A 24,610-nucleotide genomic window follows, 5' to 3' on the forward strand; every position below is an offset into this window, starting at 1 on the left:
TAATCAAAATATGAAAGTTATATATCGGTGGCGTGAGTCTGATACATGGAATGATGGAATACTTAGACCGGATTGTGATTTTTCAGAAGTTTCTGAAAGTTTTAAAGGTTTAGTTTTTAATTTGTTGCTGGATGATGAAGGCCATGGTCTAGAATATTTAAGTAATTGGATAGATGAAGGAGTAATTGAGGTAGAAAAAATTTATAATGGTACGTTAGATTTTTATGATATGTGGGGGCATGCGTGGGGAGCAGAAATCTCCAAAGAAAATGTTCTTATTTATTGGGGATATGATGACACTGAACGTGAAGAAAATATGAGTTTTGAAAGTTTTTACACAATTTTAAGAGAATGGAGTCAATTCCTCAAGACAGAACCAAACGAGACAAATATCGTGGAATTTGAGTGTTAAATTTTTATTTTATGATTCTATTCCTGTGCCTGAAATCCCTATTTATTTTAAGGTTGGATGAAAATGATAGATTTCATACTAAATTTATTTATGATGAAAGTTAATATTAACTGTTGATATTTAGTTTTTTAAATATAGAGCATGTCTAAATTGACATGCTTTTTTATTTCATGAAGGTTTTTTAGCCGAAGTAATTGATGGCAATAACATCGCAATTAAACTCTTTGATCAGAGTGCAGCGGTAAGTTATAAGATTAACGAGGCGATAGAGAAAACGGGAATTGATTCAGCAACAGCAGGGTTAGCATTATCTCTAGCCTTTGGTGGACCAGTTGGGTTAGCAAAAGATTTAATAACCAATACGTTAGTAGGAGAACCGCTAGCACAGGGTAGTGATGCACTGAACAATGGGGTTACAGCGGTTGTTAGAGATACGAGCTATGATACAGTTTCTGGCTATACGTCAAATAGTACAAAACAACAACTGTCAGGTCTAACTGACCCTGCCTCACAAACAGCCTTACAAGTTTCTGAGCAGCTACAACGTACTAAAGATGGTGTAAGTTTCTTAGCGAGTGTAGTGTTAGGGGCTGGTGGTATTGCAAAGGGGAAAGGTGGGGAGAATATTACTGATAATCCGAAATCTTCAAGTCAAGAACTTTCAACTATTCATGCTGATGCAGGTTCTAAGGGGAATTGGGATCCTGTATTAAACAAAACTATTCAACCTAATACCCGTTATGAGTTATCAAATGGTCATACTTACATAACAGATAATCATGGTCGGGTAAATCAAGTTGAAGGGGAACTCAAGTTAACAACTATGGATAGAAATACATACCAGCAAAATTGTGCAGGTAAATGTGTTAATGCGAAAGGAGGTGATGGTGGGCATTTAATTGCCTCGTCATTAGGCGGTGCGGGTGATAAAATTAACCTTGTACCGCTAGCCAGTACACTTAATCGTGGGGACTGGAAAGCGATGGAGCGACAGTTAGCAAATGAGTTAAAAGCTGGGAAAGCTGTTAGTGTTAAAATTGATGTAGGTTATCCTAATTCATCTTCGGCAAGACCAAACGAATTTAATGTAACAGCCGTTATTGATGGTGTGAAAAAGACTTGAGAGTTTGATCAATGAGTCAACAAATTGAAAATAGATTAGTCATTGAGGCATATCAAGCAATTGCTCAAGAGATTTTAGCTTTTGTTGGGAAAAACTCTTGGGATGAGGCTGGCGCAACATATGAAATCTTTGGAAAAATGATTAGTAGTACATGGTGGTCAAAATATAATGGAGAGTTAGACCAACTTGGTAATGATATTCCTAGAGATGTTCGTAAATTGGCTAAGGAGAAAATTTATTTTCTTAGAAAACATTTATTTGATTTAACAGGCGATCGTATCTGGGGATTAACTTTTACACTATACCCAACAGGGAAATTTAATATCCAATATGACTATAACAAGCCAGAAGGTTATGAGGAAACTGATGAACTTATTGCTGGTGAAGAAATAAATAAGAGTTTTATGCAAAAGTAAACGTGTTTATTACTAGATTAAAAGCCATATAGATATTTAAAAAGCTTATCAATATTAGATAGGCTTTTTTTATAAAATACACTAATGGCTTTGAAATTGAAGGGAGATACTCAATCACTACAAGCTGTTGCAACAGGTACCCAAGGTTATCAAACCTATAATGATATAAAAGGTGCAACATGTAGGTTGGCAGACTCCAGGAAAAAAGTGAGAAAAGAGTAGTGGGGCATATTTTTTTAGGTGATATTTCTCTAATCGATCTAAAGAAAAAGTTCGATAAACAATTTTTAAAGAGTGATTTATCTATGTTAAAAGGTGAAGATTTTTTTATTGAAGATTTTTTTGAAGTAGCTGAGGAATTAAACATTTTTTATAGAGAGCTAGATATTAGTAAAAGTGAGAATTTTTATGTTCAAGTTTTTGAAAAATATTTTAGGAAACCGCCTGCTTTAAATGATTCCGAACTCTGGCAGGAATTAAAAAAAGAGACAGAGGGTGCACATTTACCTATGGGAGCTTCTCAAATGGAACGGCTTTTTGAGTTTTGTAATCCTAAAAAACAAGATTTATATATATTTTTTGATTTTTTTTACTGTAAAAAAATATTTAATTTTAAAAATTTTAATGATTTGTCAAGAATTTTTGAAAATACATATAATTTTAATTTCTACATTGTTGGTGAAGATTTTTTATTTGCTTGGTGTAAAGAAGAAACGATATTTGGAGCTGGGGCAGCTGAGAGCTGGGTAAAATGTTTGCAGGATAAGTGGTAGCTTATTTGATTTAACTGTATGCAATTAACATGCAAATGAAAAATTTTTAGCGAGATCGTAAACTGATAGAAGGAACGAAATAAATTTTTATTAAGGCATGTAAAAACAAAAACATATCGAATGGTAAATAATTATGTATTTAAGTCAAATAGATAAAATGTTGATAGGTGATTTAGATTTGCAGTTTGTTATGCCTTGGGAGTTTGAAGATCTTAACCCAGAAGCTTTTAGGGAATTTAATAGGAAATTATATGCTCATAGATTTGATCTTGATTATGAAAGTTATAGTGTAGATAACGATATTGACTTACATTTGAGTAATTATTATTCAAGTTGTGAAACTAATAAGTTAATTCCATCCAATTGTTTCTTCAAACTCGTTGAATATATGTTAGTAGTACTTGAATCTAGGAGCTTTACATCTTTATTTTCTAATTGTGTGGAATTTTATAATACTAAATATAGTAATGAATATTTAACCTTCTTTTTAAATTTATTTAGCACATCTAAAAGTGAAGTGGCGAGGGATAATTTGAGAATGTATATCACAGAAATTTTTGATGATAAGCGTTACTGGGCAAATAATGAACTTTTTGATGATAGTCTACTTTTCGAAGAAAATTTACAGCAATTACAAATAATAAGGGCAATGTAAATATTCTCCTGAGCGTCAGTGCAGTTGTATTGAGCCGCACAGAAAGCGAAGTGAATTAAATAAAAGTAAGATAAGTAGGGTAACTATATAATCAGCAGTGTAAACTAATTTTCACGTTTATTATTGGTGTTAGTCTCAATATAGTGCATATTTTTGTAAGAGTAATGTTGAAAATTTAATTCCGAGTTTAATTTTAATGGTAGTAATGACTTTCCCCAAAAATATTGATTTAGATAGCGTAGCTCTTTTATTTAATTGACTGCGATAATCAGTATGAGTACTGAAGATAAGGATAAAAAACAATCTAAATAGTAGTATGAAATTTTATTAATAGGGTATTCTGAAACAGTATACCTTCTAATAAGGATGATAATAAATGATATTTTAAATGTGTCAATAAAAAAATAGAAAAAAATTAGGAAATAATGTTAGTGATTTGGTCGAAATCTAGCTGATGCAATTGATAGAGAATATGTATTAGCTCAAATTGAAAATATTGTAAGAAATCCTGATAAAGTTGGAGGAGGAACATTTTTAGAAAAAGTCTAATCACTACAAGAGGTGCGGTCCAATTTAGAATAAAAGGCTAAGATGTTGTTGTAACTAAACCTGAAGGAACTTTTGTTACTATATCAAGAAATGGAATTAATAATCCTTCAGTTAAGCAAGTATTAAATGGAGCTAAATAATGAAAAATTTAGATTTTCTAAAGGGAAAACTACTAAAAGATGTGTTTGGTTTGGTATATGTTGAATATAACATAAACGTTGAAGATTTGGATGAAAATAATATTCAAAAGGTTTTATTAAATTTCGAGGGAAGAAAGATTTTAATAGAATGTGATGAAGTAGGTGTTGGTCTGAAAATCAATATTGATAACCCTATGCTTGAAGAGGTAGATATGGGAGAGTATGGTTTTTTAAAAGTAATTAATATTAGTAATAAAAAGGAATTTAATGAGACTATTGGAATAAGATTGTGTAATATTAAAAATATCATATTTGAGGAAAATAATGTCGGTTTTGAATTGGAGTTTTTTAATAAACGAAGTAAGGTATTTATTAATTTAGGAGATGAGTTGTATCTGTTTGATGGTATACCAAAAGCTTTGTGTGATGAAGGCTATATTGTTGAATAAAATAGAAATATTTCAGTCTGAATGTCAAGATTTCCCTAGAACACACTGAACTAAGCCACAGAAAAACAGTAGCCGACAAACTGAGTCTCGGATAGGGGCTTAGTCTATGAGAAGTATACAAGCATTTTTTAATTTATAGATTATTTACATAAATTAATGGAATTAGATGAGAAATAATGATTTTTGGAAATAAGAATACCTTCGCTTTATTTATTGAGCCTATTGTATATATTGAAAGCATGCGGGATTATGATTGCTTTTGTGGGTTTTATATAAAAGGGAATAAATATAGTTCGGAGTCTACTCAAATGTTATATACGCAAAAAGAGTCAGTAAAGGTGGGAGCTCTTTGTAATGTCATTGATTCCGAAAAATACTTCTTTATGGACGTAAAGGAGTGTTTTAAAGAGATGCTATCAATTCGATATTTGAATTTTATAGCAGAGAATGAAGCTGAGTATATGGCTAAAGAGTGGATTTATTATGATTATAATGAATTTATTTATAGCGCTAATTTAGAAAGTAGTTTGTTTGGGGAAGATAGATATGATTTATTTTGTATTGGATATAAAGGCGAGGTAAGGTTAATTTCTTATAAAATAGCTAATACATATTTCTCTCTAAAAGATTTAAAACAGTATGAAATAAATGAGTGCTTTATTAAGAAAAATGAACTAGAAAAGATGGTTTATGAAATTGAGCATACCTTTCTTAATTAAAAAATATCGTGCTCTCTAATCTTTATTGAATAATAAATTGGAAAGTTGTAAATAATAGGTTGTAAATTGAAATGATAGTAAAATATTGTGATGATTTTTTTATACAATGGGATGTTGTTTATCCATTAAAAAATAATTTAGATCTTGGAATATTTAACTTTTGGATTAATGATACATGTTATCCAGCAAAGGGAATAAATATTACATTAAAATCTCTTTTTCATGTTTTAATCAGTAATATTGAAGAGATTAAAGCGCTTGATAGTGATATAGGTGATATAATAATTGAAAAAATAGATTTTTCTTCAATTGATAATAAGGATCTAGTATGGTTAGATACTGGTGAACTATTTCAATTCGGCTTTGGTATGGTTTTAGGTTTTAACAAGGAAAGCGAAAGATTGTTTTATACTTTTGATTATGAAAAAAGCTATTCTGAAATTATTTTGCCAAAAGGAACAGTAGTATCTACTTTACAAGCTTTGACTAAGTTGTAAACTTTATTGGTGTGAATGTTTTACTAGTATCTCCTAGATAAATATTGTTGACTCACAATTCGGCCGTTTAATTATGCAAACTCTTAGACTTGAGAGTTTGCATTTTTTGTCGTAAAAGAACTTTTATCACAATCTTTTTCACCTAATTATGTTGAAGATATTATTAAGAATGAATCACCAATCAAGCAGCAAAATGGAAGCTGGTCATATAAATCTGGTGATTTAAATGTGATTTTAAGTCCAGATAGGAAGCTTGTAATCACTATTATGACAGAAAAAGAGTAGTTGAAATGTGTAACAGTATACTGAATGAATTAGAAGAATTAGTCTCAAAATATATTCATGATGAGATCAAATTTTATGATTTTAAAGGTTTATAATTGGTAAAAGTAATACTTTAAATCATTTAAACATGATCTAGTCATGATAATAGAGAACTGGTTTGAGTATGTGGAGTTTTGCTATTTAGAGGAAAACTGGAAAAAATATGCTCTAGAGTTAGGCTTTTTCTTGATTAATGGAATTAGAAATTATCCTAATGAGATCCATCTACCATTAGAATCAATTATCGTGAAAGAGCAATTTTCTCGTTATTTATCCTGATTTTTAGATTGAGATGAAAAATTCTAAATAAAGTTTTTCACAGATAAAAAACTAAGTAGGGCAGTCTAATTAGTTTTGAGTAAGGTTTATATTTAACAGTCATCATTTTCGATATTTTTCTTTAGTTTTATAAAATATACTACTCTGTATAAGTCGACTCGATTGATTTTCTCAGTTGCGAATGCTTATTTTTCGCAACTTTAAAATATCTAGATTTATATACTTCAAAAGTAACTATAAAGGAAAATAAAATGACTTTAGTTAATAAAACATTGGTCTCTATTGCAATGGGATTGGCATTAACTGCTTGTGGTGGTTCTGGGAGTGATGGTGGAACTTGGAGTGCGCCGCAAACACCTAATACGGGTTCAAATAGCCAAGAGCAAACGGACAGAAGTAATAGCTCAGGTACTGTGACTGCAGCATTTGTTCCGACAGCAACGGCAAGCATGATGCTAATACCTTTTAATGGTTTCACATTAGGTAAAATGGATGCAAATAGAGCAGTACAAAATAACGATGGAAGCTATACCAAGTTTGAGAACTATGAGTTAACTGGAGATAAAATAGCAGTTAAAGATATTGCGGGTAATCAAAATTTTGCGATAGGACGTTGGTCATATGGAACGGCTAAACAATATAAATCTGATGGAACGCTTTCAAGCCAAGACGTTTTACAGAAATCGCAAAACTTATATTGGACGTATGCCGTTTATAACGCATATACCCAAGGCGCGACTTCTGTGGGAAAAAAGACCTGCGAGGTTAGCGCATTTACTAAACCTTATCTGACGAATTGGGGCGACGATTCATCATCGACTTTACCAAATTTAGCAACCTCTACTGCTGGTACAGCAGAGTTTGAACTTTTAGCCGATGGAAAAGCTACTTTTAAAATCAGTATTACAACAACGAATGGCAGAAGTACAAACACTGCAACGTATAGTCCAGGCCAAAAAGCTGACTTTGCTACAAATTCAGGTATTATTACTGGCGCAACAACGATTGATCCAACGTCAAGTATAAATTCAAATGGCCAATTTCTTGTGCAAGTGGGCCAAGGTTTAAATAAAGAAGTTCTACTTATCGCAAGCTATACAAATCAGCTTTCTGCAAAAGGCGAACGTTATTCAGGTCAAGCAGTATTTACCTGTAAATAAAAATACATAAAAAAATAGGAGGGATTAACCTCCTATTTTTTATAGGTCACTCATATCAGCCTACCTCAAAAAACCCACTGATTTATCAAATACTTTGTCTGTTTTATTTTAAAACAGTTGTCACTTTTTGTGCTTGACGATAAATAGAGTGACTATTATCCTTTGCGTGCTGGCCTACATTGCCAGTCGGTTGTCGCAGACCGAATCAAACGAGCATTAAAAGATTCTTCTTTTAGTGTGTACACCCTCGTGCCCCCTCTACGGTGGAACGGAGGGGGACACCTTTGGGTGTGCTGGCCTCGTTTGACCAGTCTGCGAACCCCCTTCGTTCTGCCACCATAATTTTAATGTCTGGCAGAACTCCCAATAAAAAGGAGTCGGCTTTGCACATCCATTATTTCTTGGCAGCCTTTGCCAAAAGCTATAACAACACAACTTAGTTTGTTAACAAGTTTGATTGCTATTAGGTTTATCAAGCTTTAAATCGTCACGACCAAAAACTTAGCAACTATAAAACTCGAGATGTGCCAAGCACAGTCTTTATGGGTTTTGCTGTGCCTTTTTTTCTCCTAAAAAGGGCACAGACTTTTTTTAACTCATTTATATACAACAAAAATTTATTTTATAACGGTAAAACTATGCCAAATTTAATTCTCCCAACACGTGCTTTAGAAGTTGTAAAAAAAGGAATAAATCTGTTTCACCACGGTGGGTTTCACACTGTGGGCGTCGACAAAATTGTGAAAGAAACTGAAGTGAACAAAATGACGTTTTATAATTATTTTCACTCAAAAGAGCGCTTCATTGATATTTGTCTAGTCGTACAAAAAGAACGGCTCCAAGACCAAGTGGTTGCACTGGTGGAGTATGAACATGATACAAATGCAATAGATAAACTCAAGAAACTGTATGTTCTACATACCGACTTAGAGGGACCATATTACTTATTATTTAAGGCTATTTTTGAAACTAAAAATAGCTATCCAAATGCTTACCAAACCGCAGTAAGGTACAGAACATGGCTGACCAATGAAATCTATAGCGTACTTAGAACACTCAAGGCCGATGCAACATTTAATGAAGCGAAACTCTTTTTGTATATGATTGAGGGTGCAATTATTCAGTATTTAGATAAGAACGATACGTATGAAGGAAATAAGGCATTAGATTACTTTTTATTAAGGGTTGGACTGGTTTAGATAAATATCCCAAAGTACATTGGCTAAGTACTTTGGGATATACAGGTTTTAAATTTTACTTATAGTAAGTTTGGATTTGGGCAGCAAGAAAGTCATAACTCGCTTTATTGAATAAAGCAAAGTCACTTTTTGATTGGTAATTGGTGTTCCATGTAGTTGGTGGTGCACCATATGTTTCAGAGAGAACATTACCTTTAACCTGCCATTCACCATCGTAAATTTTGCCATTCATTTCAATGGCTGGATCTTTACCATTGTCAAACATTGGGTTATTTGCACTGTCTACAAAATAAGTCACTTTATAGCCCGAAACAGTATCAAATTTATACTTAAAATTCGGATAAAGTTTTTGTTGCCATTCAGCTAGGGTTTTGAAATCAGTGAGTGAGCTATCAAACAAATAAAACTCTGTATTGTTATAAACAACAGACTTTGGTACATAAATAAAAGAGCCACTTGGGAACGTTGCATTACTATTTATTAAGCTTGCAAAGGCTGTTTGATTCTCTTTAAGAATACGAGAAAATTGATCACCAATATAAATATAGTCTGAATCTTTTGGAATTGAATTTATGATATTAGGAGGGAAAATATCAGCTATTTTTTTACCAGAAACATCAATTTTTTCGTAGTCGTAACTCACATTATCCGAATTTAAACTACAAGTATCATTAAATTGAGCAGTGGTAATTTGTGAGCCTTGTGATGCAACAATATAGCCTTCAGGCCAACCATTATTCTGCTTTTGATAGGTCTTTTTAGTGAAAAGACCGAAAGAGTTAAGATCGTAAGTTTGTACAATATCTTCAGCCAAACTACTTTCAATTTCATCAGCAGTTACATTATAAATTGCTTTTGGAGATGAATATATCATCTGCCCATTTCTTTGAAATTCATCTGCATACAATTGTTTTACTGTAGTGTAGCTATTAGCTGTAGGGTCTTGTTTATAATTGTATGTAAGAGAGTATAACGGCTCATCAAAAATTGTATTGGCTGAAAGCGTAGAGTTTAAGAGAATACCTCTATCACACTTTAGACTATTTACATTTTGACTAGATTGTCCTTGAGCTTGCGATGATACATTTTGAGTAGATTGTTCCTGAGCTTGCGATGATACATTTTCAGTATTATTAGAGCTTGAACTGCCTCCACCACACCCCGTTAACATAATAAATGAAATAGAAACTGCTAAAGTTGAAATTTTTTTCATGAATAAACCTTAAGTATTTATGTTTACTTTGCGGGGTGATTATATATTTTTTATTTATTAAAAACAGACTGTTAAATAATATTTGTTAAGTATTAAATATATTTAAATATACTCGATAGTCATTTTTATCTAAAAAGCCACTATGAAGCTTAAATTTTGTAAATTTCTATTATGAAGTTTTTTTAAATAAAAGGGCTTGTTATTTATATATTATCTATATTCTTACATCTATATATAAATATTTTTAACTATTGCTGATTCTTTTCTCAAGCATTTCCATAAAGGTTTTTAAAATATTATTGTGGTTTTTACCCTTATGAGTAATTAAGCATATAGGGGTACTGTAGTGCATTTTGTCTTTTAAAACAGGTTGCATCACACCATCTTCAACCCATTTTTTTGCATAGTGGTCGGGCAAAAAACCTAAAAATTTTCCGGTTAAAATCAGAAAGGCAATCCCTTCACGGTCACTTGCTGTCGCTTTACAGTCTAAAAGCTGATGCAACTTTGCGGCTTCCGAGGTAATGGCATAATTAGGAAGAATAGCTTGCCATTTTTTTAATTCATTTAAATTAATGTTGCTACAGTAGTTAAATAAAGGATGATTTTTGCCGCAGTATAAAAATGAACTTTCACTATATAAGTCGAAATAGTCTAAACCAGACAAAGGTGTAACAAGGGGTATAACACCTGCATGCAATCGGTTATCAAGTACACGACACTCAATATCTGAAAGGGTACTCATACTAATATTAATAATAACTTCGGCATGCTCTTCGGCAAGTTGAGTCAAGGTGTTGGTGATATAGCCTCTAGGCATAGTCACAAGGTTGTTAATAATGCCGATATTAAACTCCCCCTTAAGGCGGTTATGCATTTGGTTGACTTTAGAGCGGAAGTCTTCAATCGCTGCTGTGAGCACTTCAATATATTCTAAAATTTCCCGCCCTTCATCGGTGAGGGCAAATCCGGCACGGCCACGTTGGCATAACCGAATGCCCAAACGATTTTCTAAATCACTCATATGCAAACTAATTGCAGAGCGGCTAATACCCAAAATACTTTCGGCAGATGTAAAGCTGTGACAGTCGCAAACCGTTTTAAATATTTTGAGAAGTTTTATATCAAAATCAGTGACTTGATTTAATTTTTTAGGTTTCATTTAGTTTTGTTTTTTTAAATCTAAACTCAAGATAATTTGAATTTATCAAACTTATCTCGCTATGTACACTCAAACCATAATTTGAAAATAAACAGGAATGGTTATGTTTGATACGGATAAATTCAGCGACTCTGAGCATACTTTGGATGCGGCTCAAACTAATAATAATATGCACATAAATTATCAGGCACATTGGATGCCTTTCTCTGCAAATCGAAACTTTGCTAAAGACCCGCGCATGATTGTCGGTGCAAAAGGGTCATACCTAATTGATGATTCGGGCCGTGAAATTTATGACTCACTTTCGGGCTTATGGACGTGTGGTGCTGGTCATACTTTGCCTGAAATTCAACAAGCGGTAAGTGCTCAGTTAGGTCAGCTAGACTATTCACCAGCTTTTCAGTTCGGTCATCCGCTTTCTTTTAAGCTGGCAGATAAAATTGTTCAGCATATGCCTGAAAAACTACAACACGTTTTCTTTACCAACTCAGGTTCAGAGTCGGCAGATACGTCTATCAAAATGGCACGTGCTTATTGGCGTATTAAAGGCAAACCAAGCAAAACCAAATTGATTGGTCGTGCCCGTGGCTATCATGGGGTAAACGTTGCGGGGACAAGTTTAGGTGGGATTGGCGGCAACCGTAAAATGTTTGGTCAGCTTATGGATGTAGACCATTTACCTCATACTTTGCAACCTGATTTAACTTTTACCAAAGGCTGTGCAGAAACAGGCGGGGTAGAACTTGCCAATGAAATGCTTAAATTAATTGAGCTACATGATGCTTCAAATATTGCAGCCGTCATTGTAGAGCCTATTTCCGGTTCTGCAGGTTGTATTGTGCCGCCAACGGGTTATTTACAACGTTTAAGAGAGATCTGTGATCAGCATGACATCTTGTTAATTTTTGATGAGGTGATTACAGGATTTGGACGTTTAGGAACATGGACTGCGGCGGAATATTTCGGAGTTACGCCAGATATTTTGAACTTTGCGAAACAAGTCACCAACGGTGCCATTCCTTTAGGTGGTGTGGTGGCAAGCCATGAAATTTACTCTGTGTTTATGCAGCAAGACTTACCAGAACATGCCATTGAATTTACCCACGGCTATACCTATTCGGCACATCCGGTTGCTTGCGCTGCCGCTTTAGCTGCGCTTGAAGTTTTAGAAAAGAAAAACTTGTTGGCTCAATCGGCGGCGTTGGCACCAAGTTTTGAAAAAATGCTGCATGGTTTAAAAGGCGCACCGCACATTTTAGATATTCGCAACTGTGGCTTGATTGGTGCGTTGCAGTTAGCTCCGCGTGATGGCGATGCCACCATTCGAGGCTTTGAACTCGGTATGAAACTCTGGAAAGAAGGTTTCTATGTCCGCTTTGGAGGTGACACGCTTCAGTTCGGTCCAATGTTCAACAGTACGGAAGCAGATATTGACCGCTTATTGAATGCAGTGGGCGATGCACTTTATCAAGTGAAATAAGCCTTATAGATATTTATGAGCATCGGTAGTGTCTCTGGATGCTCTTTAAAAACCAAATGAAAAAGCAGTTTGATCTGAAAACTAATTGTAGTAAGGAGTAACAACAATGACAAATGGCCTAGAAGATTTTAGCTATGACGAAGTTTCAACTGAAAATAGTACGCATAGCGAACAAGCCAAAAAAGTGCTAGGGCATTTCATTCAAGGACGAATTGTATCTAAAACGGCAAGAAAACAGCCAGTTTACAATCCTGCGACGGGTGAAATTAGTAAAGAAGTCGAAATTGCAGATGCTCAAACGGTAAATGAAGCAGTTCAGGTCGCCGAGCAAGCATTTCCTGCATGGCGTGATACACCAGTTATTAAACGTGCACGTGTCATGTTCAAGTTCAAACAATTATTAGAGCAAAATGCCGAAAAGATTTGCGCTTTGATTGGGCAAGAGCACGGCAAAATTTCTCATGATGCTCAAGGCGAATTGCAACGCGGTATTGAAAACGTTGAATATGCTTGCGGCGCACCAGAGCTTTTAAAAGGGGAGTTTTCAAAAAATGTTGGTCCAGATATCGACTCATGGAGCGAGTTCCAACCGCTAGGTGTTGTTGCTGGTATCACACCGTTTAACTTCCCGGCCATGGTTGCTTTATGGATGTTCCCAATGGCACTAGTCTGCGGTAACTGTTTTATTTTAAAACCTTCTGAAAAAGCACCTTCTGTGGTTTTATACCTTGCTGAACTTTTAAAACAGGCTGGTTTACCTGACGGCGTATTTAATGTGGTCAATGGTGACAAAGAAGCGGTAGATGCCTTATTACATCATCCACGTATTCAGGCAGTCAGCTTTGTGGGTTCGACGCCAATTGCTGAATATATTTACCGTACAGCGACTTCAACAGGTAAACGTTGCCAAGCATTAGGCGGTGCAAAAAATCATGCCATCATTATGCCGGATGCCGATATTGATAACGTGGTGACTTCATTATTAGGCGCTGCTTTTGGCTCTTCGGGCGAACGTTGTATGGCACTGTCGGTTGCGGTTGCTATTGGCGATGAAGTTGCCGATGTCGTGATTGATAAGCTCACTCAAGAAATGAAAAAATTGAAGTTCGGTAACTATGCCGATGCAAGTAACGACTTTGGGCCGCTTATTACCCAAGCGCATAAAGACAAAGTGCAGGCTTATATTCAAAGTGCAGAACAGCAAGGCGCAAAAATTGTGGTCGATGGCCGTGATGCAAAACCTGCAGGCTATGAAAAAGGTTTCTTTGTTGGACCAACTTTAATTGATCAAGTCAAACCGAATATGACCAGCTACCAGCAAGAAATTTTTGGTCCTGTGTTGCAAGTTATGCGTGTGAATAGCATGCAAGAAGCGATGCAGCTCATTAATGACCATGAATATGGCAACGGTACTTGTATCTATACCCGTGATGGGGAAGCAGCACGCTATTTTAGCAGCCACATTCAAGTGGGTATGGTCGGTATTAACGTGCCTTTACCAGTACCTGTGGCTTACCACAGCTTTGGTGGCTGGAAGCGTTCACTGTTTGGTGATTTACATGCGTATGGTCCAGATGGCGTCCGTTTCTACACACGCCGTAAAACCATTACACAGCGCTGGCCTTCGACTCAAGTCCGTGAAGCAAAACAGTTCTCAATGCCAACTTTAAATTAATGTCTGCAACAAAGGGAAAACATCAGGTTTTCCCTTTTTCATTAGCTAAGGATTTTTAAACATGTAATAGATTGTTTTATGGATATATTTTTAAGGAATGAAATATGAATAATGATAGAACAAAAAAATTAGGCGAAGGACTTTCAAATCGCCATATCACAATGATTAGTATTGGCGGTGTTATTGGTGCAGGTTTATTTGTCGGTTCATCTTCTGCAATTGCCAAAGCAGGCCCAGCGGTCATTCTTGCATATCTCACTACCAGTATTATGGTCTTTCTGGTCATGCGAATGTTGGGTGAAATGGCCGTTTTAGAGCCGGACACCGGTTCATTTTCTACCTATGCCCGTAAAGCGATTGGCCCGTGGGCAGGCTTCACTATTGGTTGGTTATATTGGTGGTTTTGGGTGCTTGCGATTCCGGTAGAAGCGATTGCTGGCGCAGAAATTTTACATTCGTGGTTTCCGAGCGTTTCGGTTTCTATCTATGCATTTTGCTTTATTGTGTTCTTAAGCTTGGCCAACTTTTTTAGTACCAAAAGCTTTGGTGAGTTTGAGTTCTGGTTTTCTTTAGTCAAAGTGGTTGCCATTATTGGATTTATCATAATTGGTATTTTGGCAATTTCAGGTATTTGGCCTTTAGCTAAAAATGTTAGCGGTGTTGCCAATTTATATAACAACGCTGGCTTTATGCCGCATGGTATGGGAGGTATTTTATCTGCCATTTTAATTACGGCATTTTCATTTTTTGGGGTAGAAATTGTCTCGATTGCCGCGGCAGAGTCATCCAACCCTAAACAGAAAATTAGACGTGCCACCAATTTGGTGCTGTACCGTATTATTCTTTTCTTTGTGGTTTCAATGTTTATTGCCGTTTCACTTGTCGATTGGCGTTCACCAGACTTACAAAAGTACGGGACATTCCAATACGTTTTAATGAGCTTAAATGTACCAGGTACTAAACTTATTATTGATACGGTTGTGTTTATCGCCGTGGCAAGCTGTATGAATGCCGCAATTTATACGTCTTCTCGTATGTTATTCCGTTTAGGAACACGCAATGAAGCACCGCAGGCAGTCACTAAAGTGAATTATGCGGGGGTACCGGCAATTGCGGTGTTTTCCTCAACTTTTATTGGTTTAGTATGCTGTGTCATTAACTATGTATTCCCTGGGAAAGTGTTTGGTTTATTGCTTTCAAGCACAGGTTCGATTGCTTTGCTGGTGTACTTGGTTATTGCGTTTTCACAGTTACGTTTAAGACATAAGTTAGAAGCAGCTGGAGCAGAAATTCCCTTTAAAATGTGGTTGTTTCCATGGCTGACTTGGTTTGTGATTATCATTATTTTAAGTGTATTGGCTTATATGTTCTTCTCACCAGCCTATAGTTATGAAACGACTCTATCTTTAGGGGTAACGTTAGGTGTGGTGGTGTGCGGTTTATTTGTAACCCGAAAGCGTAAAGCAACCCGTTCGGTTGCAATAAATCAGAGTAATTTATAAAAATATTGAATTAAAATTTTTATGATAGAAATAAAAAGCTCCTTAATAAAAAGGAGCTTTTTACTTTTTTAATTCTCGTTATTTTATTTTAATTGTTGTTTATATTTTTAAATAAGATGCACAGTTATAAACTAACTGTGCAAAGAAATTTAAATGGCTTGCCAATTTTCTTTAACTTCTTGAGAGTTTTTATTTAAGATGACTTGATCGTCTTTTACTTCACCAATCCAAGAAGTAGGAATAAGGTGATGTTGATCATTTTCGTCTTTAGTAAGTTTTAACTGATTTTCACCTTCAAGGTGATCAACAGTTCCTACTTTGGTACCACAAGAAGCAATAACGTCTGCATGTTTTTTAATATCATTAATATTTAAAGTACTCATTTTTGACCTCTTCTTTGGAAATAGAAAAATCGTAGAAACTAAATTACTGGATAAAATCGGAGAAATCTTTCTTTTTTAATAAACCTTACATGATTATTTTATATTTTCACTTAAGCGATATAGTTAAATAACAATGAAATAAAACGAAATATTCATTTAATAAAGTTATAGAAAATATCTTTTTATTACATTTTATATCTTTAATTAAACAGAATTATTTCGATATGTTTAAGTTAATACTTTTGAATAATTATTTGTAATGAATATTAAAATATCTATAAATATGAAAATCTTGAGTATGTTGAATGAATTCGAACATGCTGAAGCTGAAAACAAAAGTCAGCTACGCCAAGACTTGCTTCAAGAATTAGTAAGTTTAGCTAAAAGTTTACCCTATCCAGCATCAGGTCAAACCTACCAAAGGTGGCAAATGTTCGCTCAAATTGCAGGGAGTGACTTAAGTCTAGCTAAATTATTTGAGTCACATTGTGATGCTTTAAGTATTTTAAAAGAACTGGGTTATCAAGCTGAAATAGATGAGCAAACGTGGGCGGTATGGGCAGCAGAGGGCGGGCCTGCACCTCTACAAGTCGAGAACAATCATTGTAGCGGTATCAAAACTTGGTGTTCTGGCGCTGAGTTTATTCACAAGGCTTTAATGAGCTATAAGGACAAGCAAGGCCAAGCACAGCTTTGTATTGTTGAATTAAGTGATCCTTCGGTTCATGTTGACCTAAATCATTGGCAAGCCGTTGGTATGCAAGGCACTCAAACTGCTCAGGTACATTTTGACAATACTCCCGTTACGGTTATAGGTCAGCCAAATCGCTATTTGGAACGTCCTGGATTTTGGCATGGTGCGGCTGGTGTTGCCGTTTGCTGGTATGGTGCAGCGGTACGTTTAGTTAGCTTCCTACATGAAAGTTGCAAACTCAGCCCAAACGCATTTAAAAAAATGTATTTAGGGGAATTAGCTCAACAGCTTTCTGTAACAAAACAGTATTTTCAATATATTGCCAAGCTTATTGATGAAGAGCCTATGCTCAGTCATGAGCGAGAAATCCGTATATTGCGTGCTCAAACAGAACAATGCTGCCAGAGTGTTATTCAACTTGTTGGTAAAGCTTTAGGCGCGCGTCCTTATTGTGAAGAAGCTATATTTTCACAGCTCATTGCTGATTTGCCTGTCTTTATTCGTCAGAGCCATGCGGCTTTTGATTATGAGTCTATTGCAGAGCTCTGTTTGCCGGAGAAAAGCTTATGGGAACTTTAACTCATCCCTTAGTAGAAGATCGCGTAATTTCAGGTGAAGGAACACCGAAGTTTAAGTGGCTAGAGGCATTTAAAACGCATCCTTTAGATGGGCTGAATTTACAATTGTTTCGTGCGAAAAGAGTGATGATTGTCGCTCCGCATCCTGATGACGAAGTGCTTGGCTGTGGTGGTTTAATGCAGCAGCTAATCAAAGAAAATTGTCATCTTGTTATTGTGGCGGTCAGTAATGGCACGCAAAGCCATCCCCATTCAACAAAATATAGCCCAGACCAATTAAACGAATTACGTCCGCAAGAGACTTTTGCTGCTTTGAATAGTTTAGGTGTCTCAGATCATTCTGAACGAATTGCTTTAAACCTTACCGATGGTCAGATTCACTCACAGACTCATCTATTAAATCAAGCGCTCAGCCAAATCGTTCAACCTGAAGATATTTTAATTTGTAGTTATGCATTTGATGGGCATCCAGATCATGAGGCCGTCGGGAAAACAGTGCAGGCCTTTGCAAAAGTGCATCAATTAGTATGTGTGCATGTACTGATTTGGGCATGGCATTGGGCAGAGCCTTTAGACCCACGTATTGATTGGTCCAAAGCACAAGCTTATGCCTTAACTGAAAACCAATTAAATAAAAAAGTTCAAGCAGTTATGCAATTTAAAACACAAATTGAAGCCGATGAAAGTACAGGCAATTCCGCCGTTTTGTCTTCTAGTGCCATTAGCCGTCTTTTAATGCCTTATGAGGTATATCTGAGTGACTCATTCTCGTATGTATTTTGAGGAGTTGTATCGTAGTAATAATGATCCATGGGGCTATGATTATCACTGGTACGAAGCCCGTAAAAGACAAATCTGCCTTGCATTATTAACACGACCTCATTATGAAAAAGTTTTAGAAATTGGCTGTTCAAATGGGCATTTAAGCGTTTATCTAGCTCAGCGTGCTGCGCGTCTATTGTGTATAGATGTCTCCGAGCATGCCGTTCAACTCGCATCCCAAAGGTTAGAAGCATTTGAACATGTGACTGTTGAAAATAGAAAAATACCTGAAGATTTTTATGAACAAAAATTTGACCTAATTGTGATTAGCGAAGTGGCGTATTACCTCACATGCGATGAGTTAGATGAGTTTATTGAAAAATTAAAGCAGGCCTTAAACCCGGAAGGGGAAATTTTGTGTTGCCATTGGCGACATGATATTCAGGATTTTGAATTGAATGCCAAGCAAGTACACCAAAGCTTTCAACAATATTTTCCATTTCATCATTATTTAAGTCTAAACGATCCGGACTTTATGGTTGATGTTTGGACTGTTAATTCTTCGTCAATAGCTCAGCGGGAACAATTACGATGAAAATAGGTGTTGTGATTCCAGCGCATAATGAAGAACAGCATTTGCCAGCCTGTTTGCAGTCAATTCAAGATGCGATAGAAAAAGTACCGGATGAACAGGTTGAGGTTATGGTTGTGCTCGATAGCTGTACAGACCAGTCGCGCTCAATTGTACAAAGTTATGGAGTAAGCTGGATTGAATGTAATTATGCGTGTGTTGGAAAGGCCCGCGACTTAGGTATTCGTCAAGTTATTCAAAATGGAGCAACTTGGCTTGCCTGTACCGATGCCGATAGTATCGTCAGTCCCGACTGGTTGCGTTGCCAAATTTTGCATCAGCCTACAGATGCAATTTGCGGTATTGTGACTTTAGATGACTTGAGCCGATTATCTGTTATAAAACAAAAAAAGTATTTGTCACATTATCAAGACTGTATGGATCATCATCATATTCATGGTGCAAATTTAAGTTTTAGTGCTGCTGTTTATATGCAAGTTGGTGGTTTTGAACCAGTTCCTTGTCATGAAGATGTTTCCCTCATTAATAAATTGATAAGACAGTGTTGTAATATTACATGGAGCAATTTAGTTCGAGTAACCACTAGTAGTCGATTAGAAGGAAGGGCACCAGAAGGTTTATCTAAATTTTTAGAAAATCTTTAATTAATATTTTTTTCTTAAGTTTATTTTAATAATTAATATCTATTCTAGACTTATATCCTCTGTTATACGTTATTTTTTGGTTCAGTAAGCTACATCTTTTTGCCACATCACCCGATGTGGTTTTTTTTATTTTAATGATTAAAAAAAAGAGCCAGTCTAAAAGCTTCTCCAACAATAATATTGTACATCTGACATGATGACACAAAAAATCACAAAAGCTAAAACTCACAGTTTTAAGAAATTGTTTAGATAACTATGAATAAAAGAATAGGAGAAATTTTAATGAAAAAAATAGTGTTAACCACAATTACCAGTCTGGTTTTATTCGGTAGCAGTGCAACCTTTGCAAGAACTGATCCGGCTATACTCAATCAAGCCGCAAAAAATGTAGTCACTGTTTCAAAAGCAAAAACATTAGCTGATGAAACAGGTGTAACCCTCACAGGAACTATCGTAAAGCATATTGCTGGCGACCATTATGAGCTTAAAGACAAAACGGGTTCCATCGTGATTGATGTTGATGATGACTTAGCAAACGGTTGGCAATTAAAAGTGGGAGATAAAGTACGTATTGTAGGTGAAGTTGACACACATCGTATTAAGCCCACCGAAATTGAAGTTTTACAAATTGAACGTGTTAAATAATGTGGTTATAAATACCATGGCCCGAACTAGTTTCGGGCTTTTTTATTGAAATTAGGAAAGGTTACGAATTTTTTATAATAATGAAATGTAAAGTATTTCTGTTAAAGGTGTGTTAAGTTGAAAATTCCATTAATAATGAAATTTTATATTTCACGGAAGTCTTATGAACGTTCGACTGTGTTATGCCAGCCAACGAAATGAAAATAATGAAGATTTGCTACAAGATTTGCGTGATATCCTAACAGAAGCTCGTGATTTCAATGATTTGAACGAGATTTGTGGAGTACTTTATTATGCCGATAATGCATTTTTTCAATGTTTAGAAGGCGAAAAAGAGGTAGTAGAAAGATTATTTGAGAAAATTCAAAAAGATCAAAGGCACCACAATGTTAAATGGTTATGCACATATTCCATTGAAGAAAACTCTTTTCAACGTTGGTCAATGAAATATGTGCAACGCAATACAAATATCGAGGCTTTCTTTCTCAAGATGGGAGAAAGTACTTTTAACCCAATTTTGCTTAATCAGCAAAATCTCAAATTTTTCTTAAATGAACTATTAATTGCAGAGCAAACTAAAGTTGATACGGTTAGGAAAGTTGGAATGGTTAATCGGGGAGTAAATCCATTCTAACTATTTGACGTTATACCGATATGGATGTGCTTGAGTTTAGGTACAATTTTAGTCATCACTAAATATACAATCAATGAAACCGAAAGCATCCATATCACTTCTAAACTTTGACTAATCACGAACATTGCCCAGTAAAAAAAACTAAAAAGAGCAATACATAGTCCACTACCTTTGTAGTACCACGTAATAAATATTCCAAAGAGTGCCGAAGAAATTAAGAGATTAGTCGTCTCATTCATTCCTAGGTAATTAAAAAAAATAATCATTAAGCATAGAGCTAACATTGATAGTAAATATACAAATATATTTTTTGCGATAAACATTTTCTATACCCTATCTGAAGATTATAAAAAGGTATCTTTCCTCTGTTTCCAGAGGAAAGATAGTACATATTAATTTTTTGAGATTCTTTTTCTATTATTAAGAGTTTTTATATTAATAAAGATGACTTTATCATTTTCTCCAGATCTCTTTATTAATATTCAGCTTTCTATTTAATAGTAAAGAGTGCTTATATGTACTGAAATTAATTATAGAAAAAACAATCATTTGTGTTGTAAGCTTTGGCTTACATGATTGTGAGATATTGCCTACAATTGTTCAAATAATGTACATATTTTACAATGAATAATAAATTAAAATTATTGTATTTCAAATATTTGAGTAAAATCCCTGTTGAGTTGAGCTTTACACAAATAACAAAAAGTAACATCGACTTTAGGTAGATAGTCTTAAAAGTCAAAAATATTATTTAAATAAAATGGATATGTTTTAAGAAAAATTTAACGTTTGATAAAATTTTTTATTTTAAAAATGGTTTTGTGATAAATAAAATTTATGTTTTTATGACTAAATTAATATATTGGTTAACTATAAAGTGGCAATTTTTTATTATCTTTGTGTTTTATAAAATCGTACTTATAACGTGTGATAAGCAATTACATGCATATGGATTAATCAAATAAAAAGCTTTTGCATAGTTTGAATTTTAAGCAGCGTAGAACTGGCTACGCTGGCTTTCGTGCTTTTAAAAGTATTAGTCTGAACGGGTCACTAACCAATTACTTATTTCAGGCCAAACAAAACTAGGAGCTTGGCTACCTGAAACCACCCCCATATGGCCGCCTGGTACGGTTTTGAATGTTTTATCTTTACTACCAATTAAGGTCATAAGGGGTTTAACGGCATCGGCGGTCACAATAATGTCTGTATCGCCACCCACGGCTAACACTGAACAATCAATATCTTTTAGATGAGCTGTAAGTTCGCCAAACTTAACGACACCTGTTGATAGCTCATTATCAATCCAGAAACGTAAAATAATGTCACGCATAACGCCGCCTGGATAAGCCAGCATATTGTCTATAAATGAACTAGAGGTGGCGTGGTCAACAATAAATTCTCGGTTATCAAGATTTTTTAAAAGCTGCCAATAGGTTTTTAAATTGCCAATTGGGTCCGTTAATTTAAAACCGAGTGTGTTTTGCCAACCATGAATATGAAACACTTCACTTGGTACATGTTGGCGAATACGAAAAGGGGTGTGCTTACGAACCCACTGTGCAGGTTTGGTCAAGCTTCCATAAAGTTTACCCATATAACCCGCTTTATGGGTGTCGATAGGTGAAGCAAGAATAATCAAATTTTTAATATCTTTATCTTTAAATAACGCGGTATAGCAGAGTGAAAGAGCACCACCTAAACTCCAGCCATGTAAAGAGAGCTGTTGTTGTCCACTATGTATACGAACCTGTTTTAACATTTCAGGCATAAAGACTTTTATATAGGTGCCAAAATTGTATTTTGCCTGATGTCGGGTTGGTACGCCCCAGTCGATTAAATAGACATCAAAACCTTGAGCTAAAAAGTAACGTATAAGGCTGCGTGTAGGGAACAAATCGTAAATAAGCATGTTGACTGCTAATGGTGGAACGATGACTAACGGTACGCTGTGTTTAGCTATAGGAGCTTCAGCCTCATTTTTATAGTGACGTAAGCTCATAATTTCATGCTTATAAATCACATCAAAAGGTGTTTTTCCTGACAAGGCAATTTGAGGGCCTCTAAAAAACAGATCTGATGCATTGGTCAGCATGTGAGGTATTTTCTGACCAGCACGCTTTTTAAGTGACGTTTTAATCGACTTCACTTGTGGAACATTCTGTCGAACTTTAAGCAATAAACTCATTGAATATAAAACCTGTAAATATTTTGCCCAGAGCAAATAACGAGCTGGTCTTCGAGGAATATTAACGGGAATAGCAGATGAGTTCAGTGACTTAAAAGACAGGATTTTCTGTTTAAGGTATCAAACCCTAAATATCTTTAAATTTTGAATTATTTTATTTAAGCATTTGATATTAATCGTTAAATAAGAATTTATGAACAATTATGTATAAAATATTTAAAAATTTAAGCTATTTTTAAGAATAGTAAAAAATGTATTGCTAGGGTAATTTTGTAAAGTTTATTTGTGTTTTTTTTACATATGAAAAAATAAAATATAATTATTTTACAATCGATTAGAAATGTAATTAGAAAGTAGTATATATGGAATTTGTTTTTAATGGTTTTTATACACTAATTTCGGCGGTCATCGTTTTATTGTTGGGCCGCTTTCTTGTTAATCGGATTGATTTTTTAAAACGTTACAATATCCCTGAACCTGTAGCCGGTGGTTTGGTTGCTGCGGTAGTTTCTTTGCTTGTCCACAGTTTATGGGGGTACAGCATTGTTTTTAGTAGTGAATTACAAACCAGCTTTATGCTCGTGTTCTTTGCTTCAATTGGTTTAAGTGCCAATTTTATGAAGCTTAAAGAAGGTGGTAGTGCGTTAGTCATCTTCTTAATTTGTGTAGCCTCATTTATTGTTGTGCAAAATGCTGTTGGTATGAGCCTTGCGACATTATTGGGTTTAGACCCACTTATTGGTTTAATTGCAGGTTCAATTACTTTAACTGGTGGTCATGGTACAGCAGGTGCGTGGGGTGAAATCTTAGAAAGTCAGCATGGTATTCAAGGTGCTTTAGCCCTAGGTATGGCGAGTGCGACTTTTGGTTTGATTATTGGCGGTGTGATTGGTGGCCCTTTAGCCAAATTACTTATTAACCGTTATAGTCTTGCTCAAGCAAAAACTAATGCGGAGATTCACCATCGCGATACGCATGTTGAACAAAATTCAGATGATCTCGCGCCGTTTGAAAACCCGCATCAAGTTCGTTTAATTACTGCCGATAATGCAATTACCACACTCGGTATGTTTGCAGCGTGTTTAGCGTTTGCTGAATTTATGACGGGCTTTAGTAAGGGAACATGGTTTGAGTTACCAACTTTCGTTTGGGCACTTGGTGGCGGCGTAATCTTAAGAAATATTTTAGAAAGCGTATTGAAAATTGATATTTTCGACCGCGCGATTGATGTGTTTGGTAATGCATCTTTATCACTTTATTTAGCAATGGCATTGCTTTCATTAAAGCTTTGGCAACTTGCCGACCTAGCTGGCCCGCTTGTAGTTATTTTAGGTGCTCAAACACTCACCATGGCTTTATATGCTGCATTTGTGACTTTCCGCGTCATGGGGAAAAACTACGATGCGGCAGTATTAGCAGCAGGTCACTGTGGTTTCGGTATGGGGGCTACACCAACTGCCGTTGCAAATATGCAAGCCATTACCAATATGTATGGTCCATCGCATAAGGCGTTTTTGATTGTTCCACTTTGTGGCGCATTCTTTGTCGACTTAATTAATGCGACGGTCATTCAGCTCATGTTGAAATTTATTGCTTAATTAAAAAAAGCCCGGTAGGGCTTTTTTTATGGGTGTTTGTTTATGAATATTTCTTTCCCTGTATAGGCTCAATTTTTATTTCCCGATGATTTAAGCCATTTTATTTTTAGGATGCTTTTTCTCAAAACTAGTAATCGCCCTTACACCAAGTTTCACATAGAATAA

General features: G+C 35.3%; 25 protein-coding genes. 20 read left to right on the plus strand and 5 right to left on the minus strand.

From position 1 onward, the window contains the following. Nucleotides 1-10 precede the first annotated feature (10 nt). The 10 genes from F984_RS06230 to F984_RS06270 all read left to right on the plus strand — a co-directional run bounded on the left by F984_RS06230 (nt 11) and on the right by F984_RS06270 (nt 8,695). The gene (locus F984_RS06230; protein ID WP_004707905.1) at nt 11-412 is read left to right on the plus strand and encodes a DUF5376 family protein; all 402 of its coding nucleotides are present in this window, start codon (nt 11-13) and stop codon (nt 410-412) included. Nucleotides 413-992: 580 nt separating this feature from the next. Continuing rightward, entirely contained in the window at nt 993-1,535 is a 543-nt protein-coding gene (locus tag F984_RS06235) for a DNA/RNA non-specific endonuclease (protein ID WP_004707907.1), read from the plus strand. Nucleotides 1,536-1,546: 11 nt separating this feature from the next. Continuing rightward, entirely contained in the window at nt 1,547-1,951 is a 405-nt protein-coding gene (locus F984_RS06240; RefSeq protein ID WP_004707909.1) for a hypothetical protein, read from the plus strand. Nucleotides 1,952-2,172: 221 nt separating this feature from the next. Continuing rightward, nucleotides 2,173-2,724 carry a hypothetical protein gene (locus tag F984_RS0103725; RefSeq protein WP_004707911.1) on the plus strand — a complete coding sequence of 184 codons (552 nt, stop codon included), beginning with the start codon at nt 2,173-2,175 and terminating at the stop codon, nt 2,722-2,724. Nucleotides 2,725-2,857: 133 nt separating this feature from the next. Beyond that, complete coding sequence (locus F984_RS06245) at nt 2,858-3,379, plus strand: hypothetical protein (protein ID WP_004707913.1); 522 nt, start codon at nt 2,858-2,860, stop codon at nt 3,377-3,379. Nucleotides 3,380-4,067: 688 nt separating this feature from the next. After that, nucleotides 4,068-4,517 (plus strand): hypothetical protein, encoded by a 450-nt coding sequence (locus F984_RS06250; protein ID WP_004707915.1) that lies wholly within the window; start codon nt 4,068-4,070, stop codon nt 4,515-4,517. Between the two features lie 176 nt (nt 4,518-4,693). Next, entirely contained in the window at nt 4,694-5,236 is a 543-nt protein-coding gene (locus F984_RS06255) for an Imm42 family immunity protein (RefSeq protein ID WP_004707917.1), read from the plus strand. Nucleotides 5,237-5,307: 71 nt separating this feature from the next. Continuing rightward, nucleotides 5,308-5,733, plus strand: a complete 426-nt coding sequence (locus tag F984_RS06260; RefSeq protein ID WP_004707918.1) for an Imm42 family immunity protein — start codon at nt 5,308-5,310, stop codon at nt 5,731-5,733. An 854-nt stretch (nt 5,734-6,587) separates the two neighbouring features. Beyond that, complete coding sequence (locus F984_RS06265) at nt 6,588-7,496, plus strand: hypothetical protein (protein ID WP_004707925.1); 909 nt, start codon at nt 6,588-6,590, stop codon at nt 7,494-7,496. Between the two features lie 638 nt (nt 7,497-8,134). Further along, nucleotides 8,135-8,695, plus strand: coding sequence for a TetR/AcrR family transcriptional regulator (locus F984_RS06270; protein WP_004707928.1), 561 nt, complete (start codon nt 8,135-8,137; stop codon nt 8,693-8,695). Nucleotides 8,696-8,750: 55 nt separating this feature from the next. On the opposite strand, the gene F984_RS06275 is transcribed toward F984_RS06270, so the two are convergent. Together F984_RS06275 and F984_RS06280 are read right to left on the minus strand one after the other, a co-directional pair. Further along, nucleotides 8,751-9,908, minus strand: coding sequence for a hypothetical protein (locus F984_RS06275; protein WP_004707930.1), 1,158 nt, complete (start codon nt 9,906-9,908; stop codon nt 8,751-8,753). A 244-nt stretch (nt 9,909-10,152) separates the two neighbouring features. Continuing rightward, a complete protein-coding gene (locus tag F984_RS06280; protein WP_004707932.1) occupies nt 10,153-11,070 on the minus strand; it encodes a LysR family transcriptional regulator in 918 nt (305 codons plus the stop codon). A gap of 97 nt (nt 11,071-11,167) precedes the next feature. On the opposite strand from F984_RS06280, the gene F984_RS06285 reads away from it, so the two are divergent. The 3 genes from F984_RS06285 (at nt 11,168) to F984_RS06295 (ending at nt 15,727) form a co-directional block, all read left to right on the plus strand. After that, entirely contained in the window at nt 11,168-12,550 is a 1,383-nt protein-coding gene (locus F984_RS06285) for an omega-aminotransferase AptA (protein ID WP_080631533.1), read from the plus strand. A gap of 106 nt (nt 12,551-12,656) precedes the next feature. After that, on the plus strand, nt 12,657-14,225 hold the full coding sequence (locus tag F984_RS06290) for a CoA-acylating methylmalonate-semialdehyde dehydrogenase (RefSeq protein ID WP_004707937.1): 1,569 nt from the start codon (nt 12,657-12,659) through the stop codon (nt 14,223-14,225). A gap of 104 nt (nt 14,226-14,329) precedes the next feature. Continuing rightward, nucleotides 14,330-15,727, plus strand: coding sequence for an amino acid permease (locus F984_RS06295; RefSeq protein ID WP_004707938.1), 1,398 nt, complete (start codon nt 14,330-14,332; stop codon nt 15,725-15,727). Between the two features lie 149 nt (nt 15,728-15,876). Here F984_RS06295 and F984_RS06300 read toward each other — a convergent pair whose 3' ends face one another. Then, on the minus strand, nt 15,877-16,110 hold the full coding sequence (locus F984_RS06300) for a DUF2171 domain-containing protein (RefSeq protein WP_000105754.1): 234 nt from the start codon (nt 16,108-16,110) through the stop codon (nt 15,877-15,879). A 298-nt stretch (nt 16,111-16,408) separates the two neighbouring features. Here F984_RS06300 and F984_RS06305 point away from each other — a divergent pair, with 298 nt between their 5' ends. The 6 genes from F984_RS06305 to F984_RS06330 all read left to right on the plus strand — a co-directional run bounded on the left by F984_RS06305 (nt 16,409) and on the right by F984_RS06330 (nt 20,659). Further along, entirely contained in the window at nt 16,409-17,383 is a 975-nt protein-coding gene (locus F984_RS06305; protein WP_025469285.1) for an acyl-CoA dehydrogenase family protein, read from the plus strand. Beyond that, nucleotides 17,371-18,165 (plus strand): PIG-L deacetylase family protein, encoded by a 795-nt coding sequence (locus F984_RS06310; RefSeq protein ID WP_004707944.1) that lies wholly within the window; start codon nt 17,371-17,373, stop codon nt 18,163-18,165. The genes F984_RS06305 and F984_RS06310 overlap by 13 nt, the downstream gene beginning before the upstream one ends. After that, nucleotides 18,140-18,739, plus strand: coding sequence for a class I SAM-dependent methyltransferase (locus F984_RS06315; protein ID WP_004707947.1), 600 nt, complete (start codon nt 18,140-18,142; stop codon nt 18,737-18,739). Before F984_RS06310 ends, F984_RS06315 begins: the two co-directional genes overlap by 26 nt. After that, complete coding sequence (locus F984_RS06320) at nt 18,736-19,380, plus strand: glycosyltransferase family 2 protein (protein WP_002049169.1); 645 nt, start codon at nt 18,736-18,738, stop codon at nt 19,378-19,380. Before F984_RS06315 ends, F984_RS06320 begins: the two co-directional genes overlap by 4 nt. 282 nt (nt 19,381-19,662) lie before the next feature. Then, nucleotides 19,663-20,025 carry a NirD/YgiW/YdeI family stress tolerance protein gene (locus F984_RS06325; RefSeq protein WP_004707950.1) on the plus strand — a complete coding sequence of 121 codons (363 nt, stop codon included), beginning with the start codon at nt 19,663-19,665 and terminating at the stop codon, nt 20,023-20,025. 163 nt (nt 20,026-20,188) lie between these two features. After that, nucleotides 20,189-20,659 carry an AnBLUF65 family BLUF photoreceptors gene (locus F984_RS06330; RefSeq protein ID WP_002049354.1) on the plus strand — a complete coding sequence of 157 codons (471 nt, stop codon included), beginning with the start codon at nt 20,189-20,191 and terminating at the stop codon, nt 20,657-20,659. Here the strand turns inward: F984_RS06330 and F984_RS22765 are convergent. Continuing rightward, nucleotides 20,656-20,982: a hypothetical protein gene (locus F984_RS22765; protein WP_004707954.1), complete on the minus strand. Its 327-nt coding sequence runs from the start codon at nt 20,980-20,982 to the stop codon at nt 20,656-20,658. The two genes, F984_RS06330 and F984_RS22765, sit on opposite strands and share 4 nt — an antisense overlap. 713 nt (nt 20,983-21,695) lie before the next feature. Further along, on the minus strand, nt 21,696-22,847 hold the full coding sequence (locus tag F984_RS06340) for an alpha/beta fold hydrolase (protein ID WP_004707957.1): 1,152 nt from the start codon (nt 22,845-22,847) through the stop codon (nt 21,696-21,698). A gap of 362 nt (nt 22,848-23,209) precedes the next feature. Here F984_RS06340 and gltS point away from each other — a divergent pair, with 362 nt between their 5' ends. Then, the gene (gltS, locus tag F984_RS06345; RefSeq protein WP_004707959.1) at nt 23,210-24,445 is read left to right on the plus strand and encodes a sodium/glutamate symporter; all 1,236 of its coding nucleotides are present in this window, start codon (nt 23,210-23,212) and stop codon (nt 24,443-24,445) included. Nucleotides 24,446-24,610: the final 165 nt, after the last annotated feature.

Source organism: Acinetobacter nosocomialis NIPH 2119, assembly GCF_000368085.1.
GTDB classification, from domain to species: Bacteria; Pseudomonadota; Gammaproteobacteria; order Pseudomonadales; family Moraxellaceae; genus Acinetobacter; species Acinetobacter nosocomialis.

Bases quoted from the DNA above. Each gene is read 5' to 3' on its own strand.
- F984_RS06230 (WP_004707905.1), top strand. From the start codon at position 11: ATGAAAGTTATATATCGGTGGCGTGAGTCTGATACATGGAATGATGGA.
- F984_RS06240 (WP_004707909.1), top strand. From the start codon at position 1,547: ATGAGTCAACAAATTGAAAATAGATTAGTCATTGAGGCATATCAAGCA.
- F984_RS06245 (WP_004707913.1), top strand. From the start codon at position 2,858: ATGTATTTAAGTCAAATAGATAAAATGTTGATAGGTGATTTAGATTTG.
- F984_RS06250 (WP_004707915.1), top strand. From the start codon at position 4,068: ATGAAAAATTTAGATTTTCTAAAGGGAAAACTACTAAAAGATGTGTTT.
- F984_RS06255 (WP_004707917.1), top strand. From the start codon at position 4,694: ATGATTTTTGGAAATAAGAATACCTTCGCTTTATTTATTGAGCCTATT.
- F984_RS06260 (WP_004707918.1), top strand. From the start codon at position 5,308: ATGATAGTAAAATATTGTGATGATTTTTTTATACAATGGGATGTTGTT.
- F984_RS06265 (WP_004707925.1), top strand. From the start codon at position 6,588: ATGACTTTAGTTAATAAAACATTGGTCTCTATTGCAATGGGATTGGCA.
- F984_RS06270 (WP_004707928.1), top strand. From the start codon at position 8,135: ATGCCAAATTTAATTCTCCCAACACGTGCTTTAGAAGTTGTAAAAAAA.
- F984_RS06275 (WP_004707930.1), bottom strand. From the start codon at position 9,908: ATGAAAAAAATTTCAACTTTAGCAGTTTCTATTTCATTTATTATGTTA.
- F984_RS06280 (WP_004707932.1), bottom strand. From the start codon at position 11,070: ATGAAACCTAAAAAATTAAATCAAGTCACTGATTTTGATATAAAACTT.
- F984_RS06285 (WP_080631533.1), top strand. From the start codon at position 11,168: ATGGTTATGTTTGATACGGATAAATTCAGCGACTCTGAGCATACTTTG.
- F984_RS06290 (WP_004707937.1), top strand. From the start codon at position 12,657: ATGACAAATGGCCTAGAAGATTTTAGCTATGACGAAGTTTCAACTGAA.
- F984_RS06295 (WP_004707938.1), top strand. From the start codon at position 14,330: ATGAATAATGATAGAACAAAAAAATTAGGCGAAGGACTTTCAAATCGC.
- F984_RS06300 (WP_000105754.1), bottom strand. From the start codon at position 16,110: ATGAGTACTTTAAATATTAATGATATTAAAAAACATGCAGACGTTATT.
- F984_RS06305 (WP_025469285.1), top strand. From the start codon at position 16,409: ATGTTGAATGAATTCGAACATGCTGAAGCTGAAAACAAAAGTCAGCTA.
- F984_RS06310 (WP_004707944.1), top strand. From the start codon at position 17,371: ATGGGAACTTTAACTCATCCCTTAGTAGAAGATCGCGTAATTTCAGGT.
- F984_RS06320 (WP_002049169.1), top strand. From the start codon at position 18,736: ATGAAAATAGGTGTTGTGATTCCAGCGCATAATGAAGAACAGCATTTG.
- F984_RS06325 (WP_004707950.1), top strand. From the start codon at position 19,663: ATGAAAAAAATAGTGTTAACCACAATTACCAGTCTGGTTTTATTCGGT.
- F984_RS06330 (WP_002049354.1), top strand. From the start codon at position 20,189: ATGAACGTTCGACTGTGTTATGCCAGCCAACGAAATGAAAATAATGAA.
- F984_RS22765 (WP_004707954.1), bottom strand. From the start codon at position 20,982: ATGTTTATCGCAAAAAATATATTTGTATATTTACTATCAATGTTAGCT.
- F984_RS06340 (WP_004707957.1), bottom strand. From the start codon at position 22,847: ATGAGTTTATTGCTTAAAGTTCGACAGAATGTTCCACAAGTGAAGTCG.
- gltS (WP_004707959.1), top strand. From the start codon at position 23,210: ATGGAATTTGTTTTTAATGGTTTTTATACACTAATTTCGGCGGTCATC.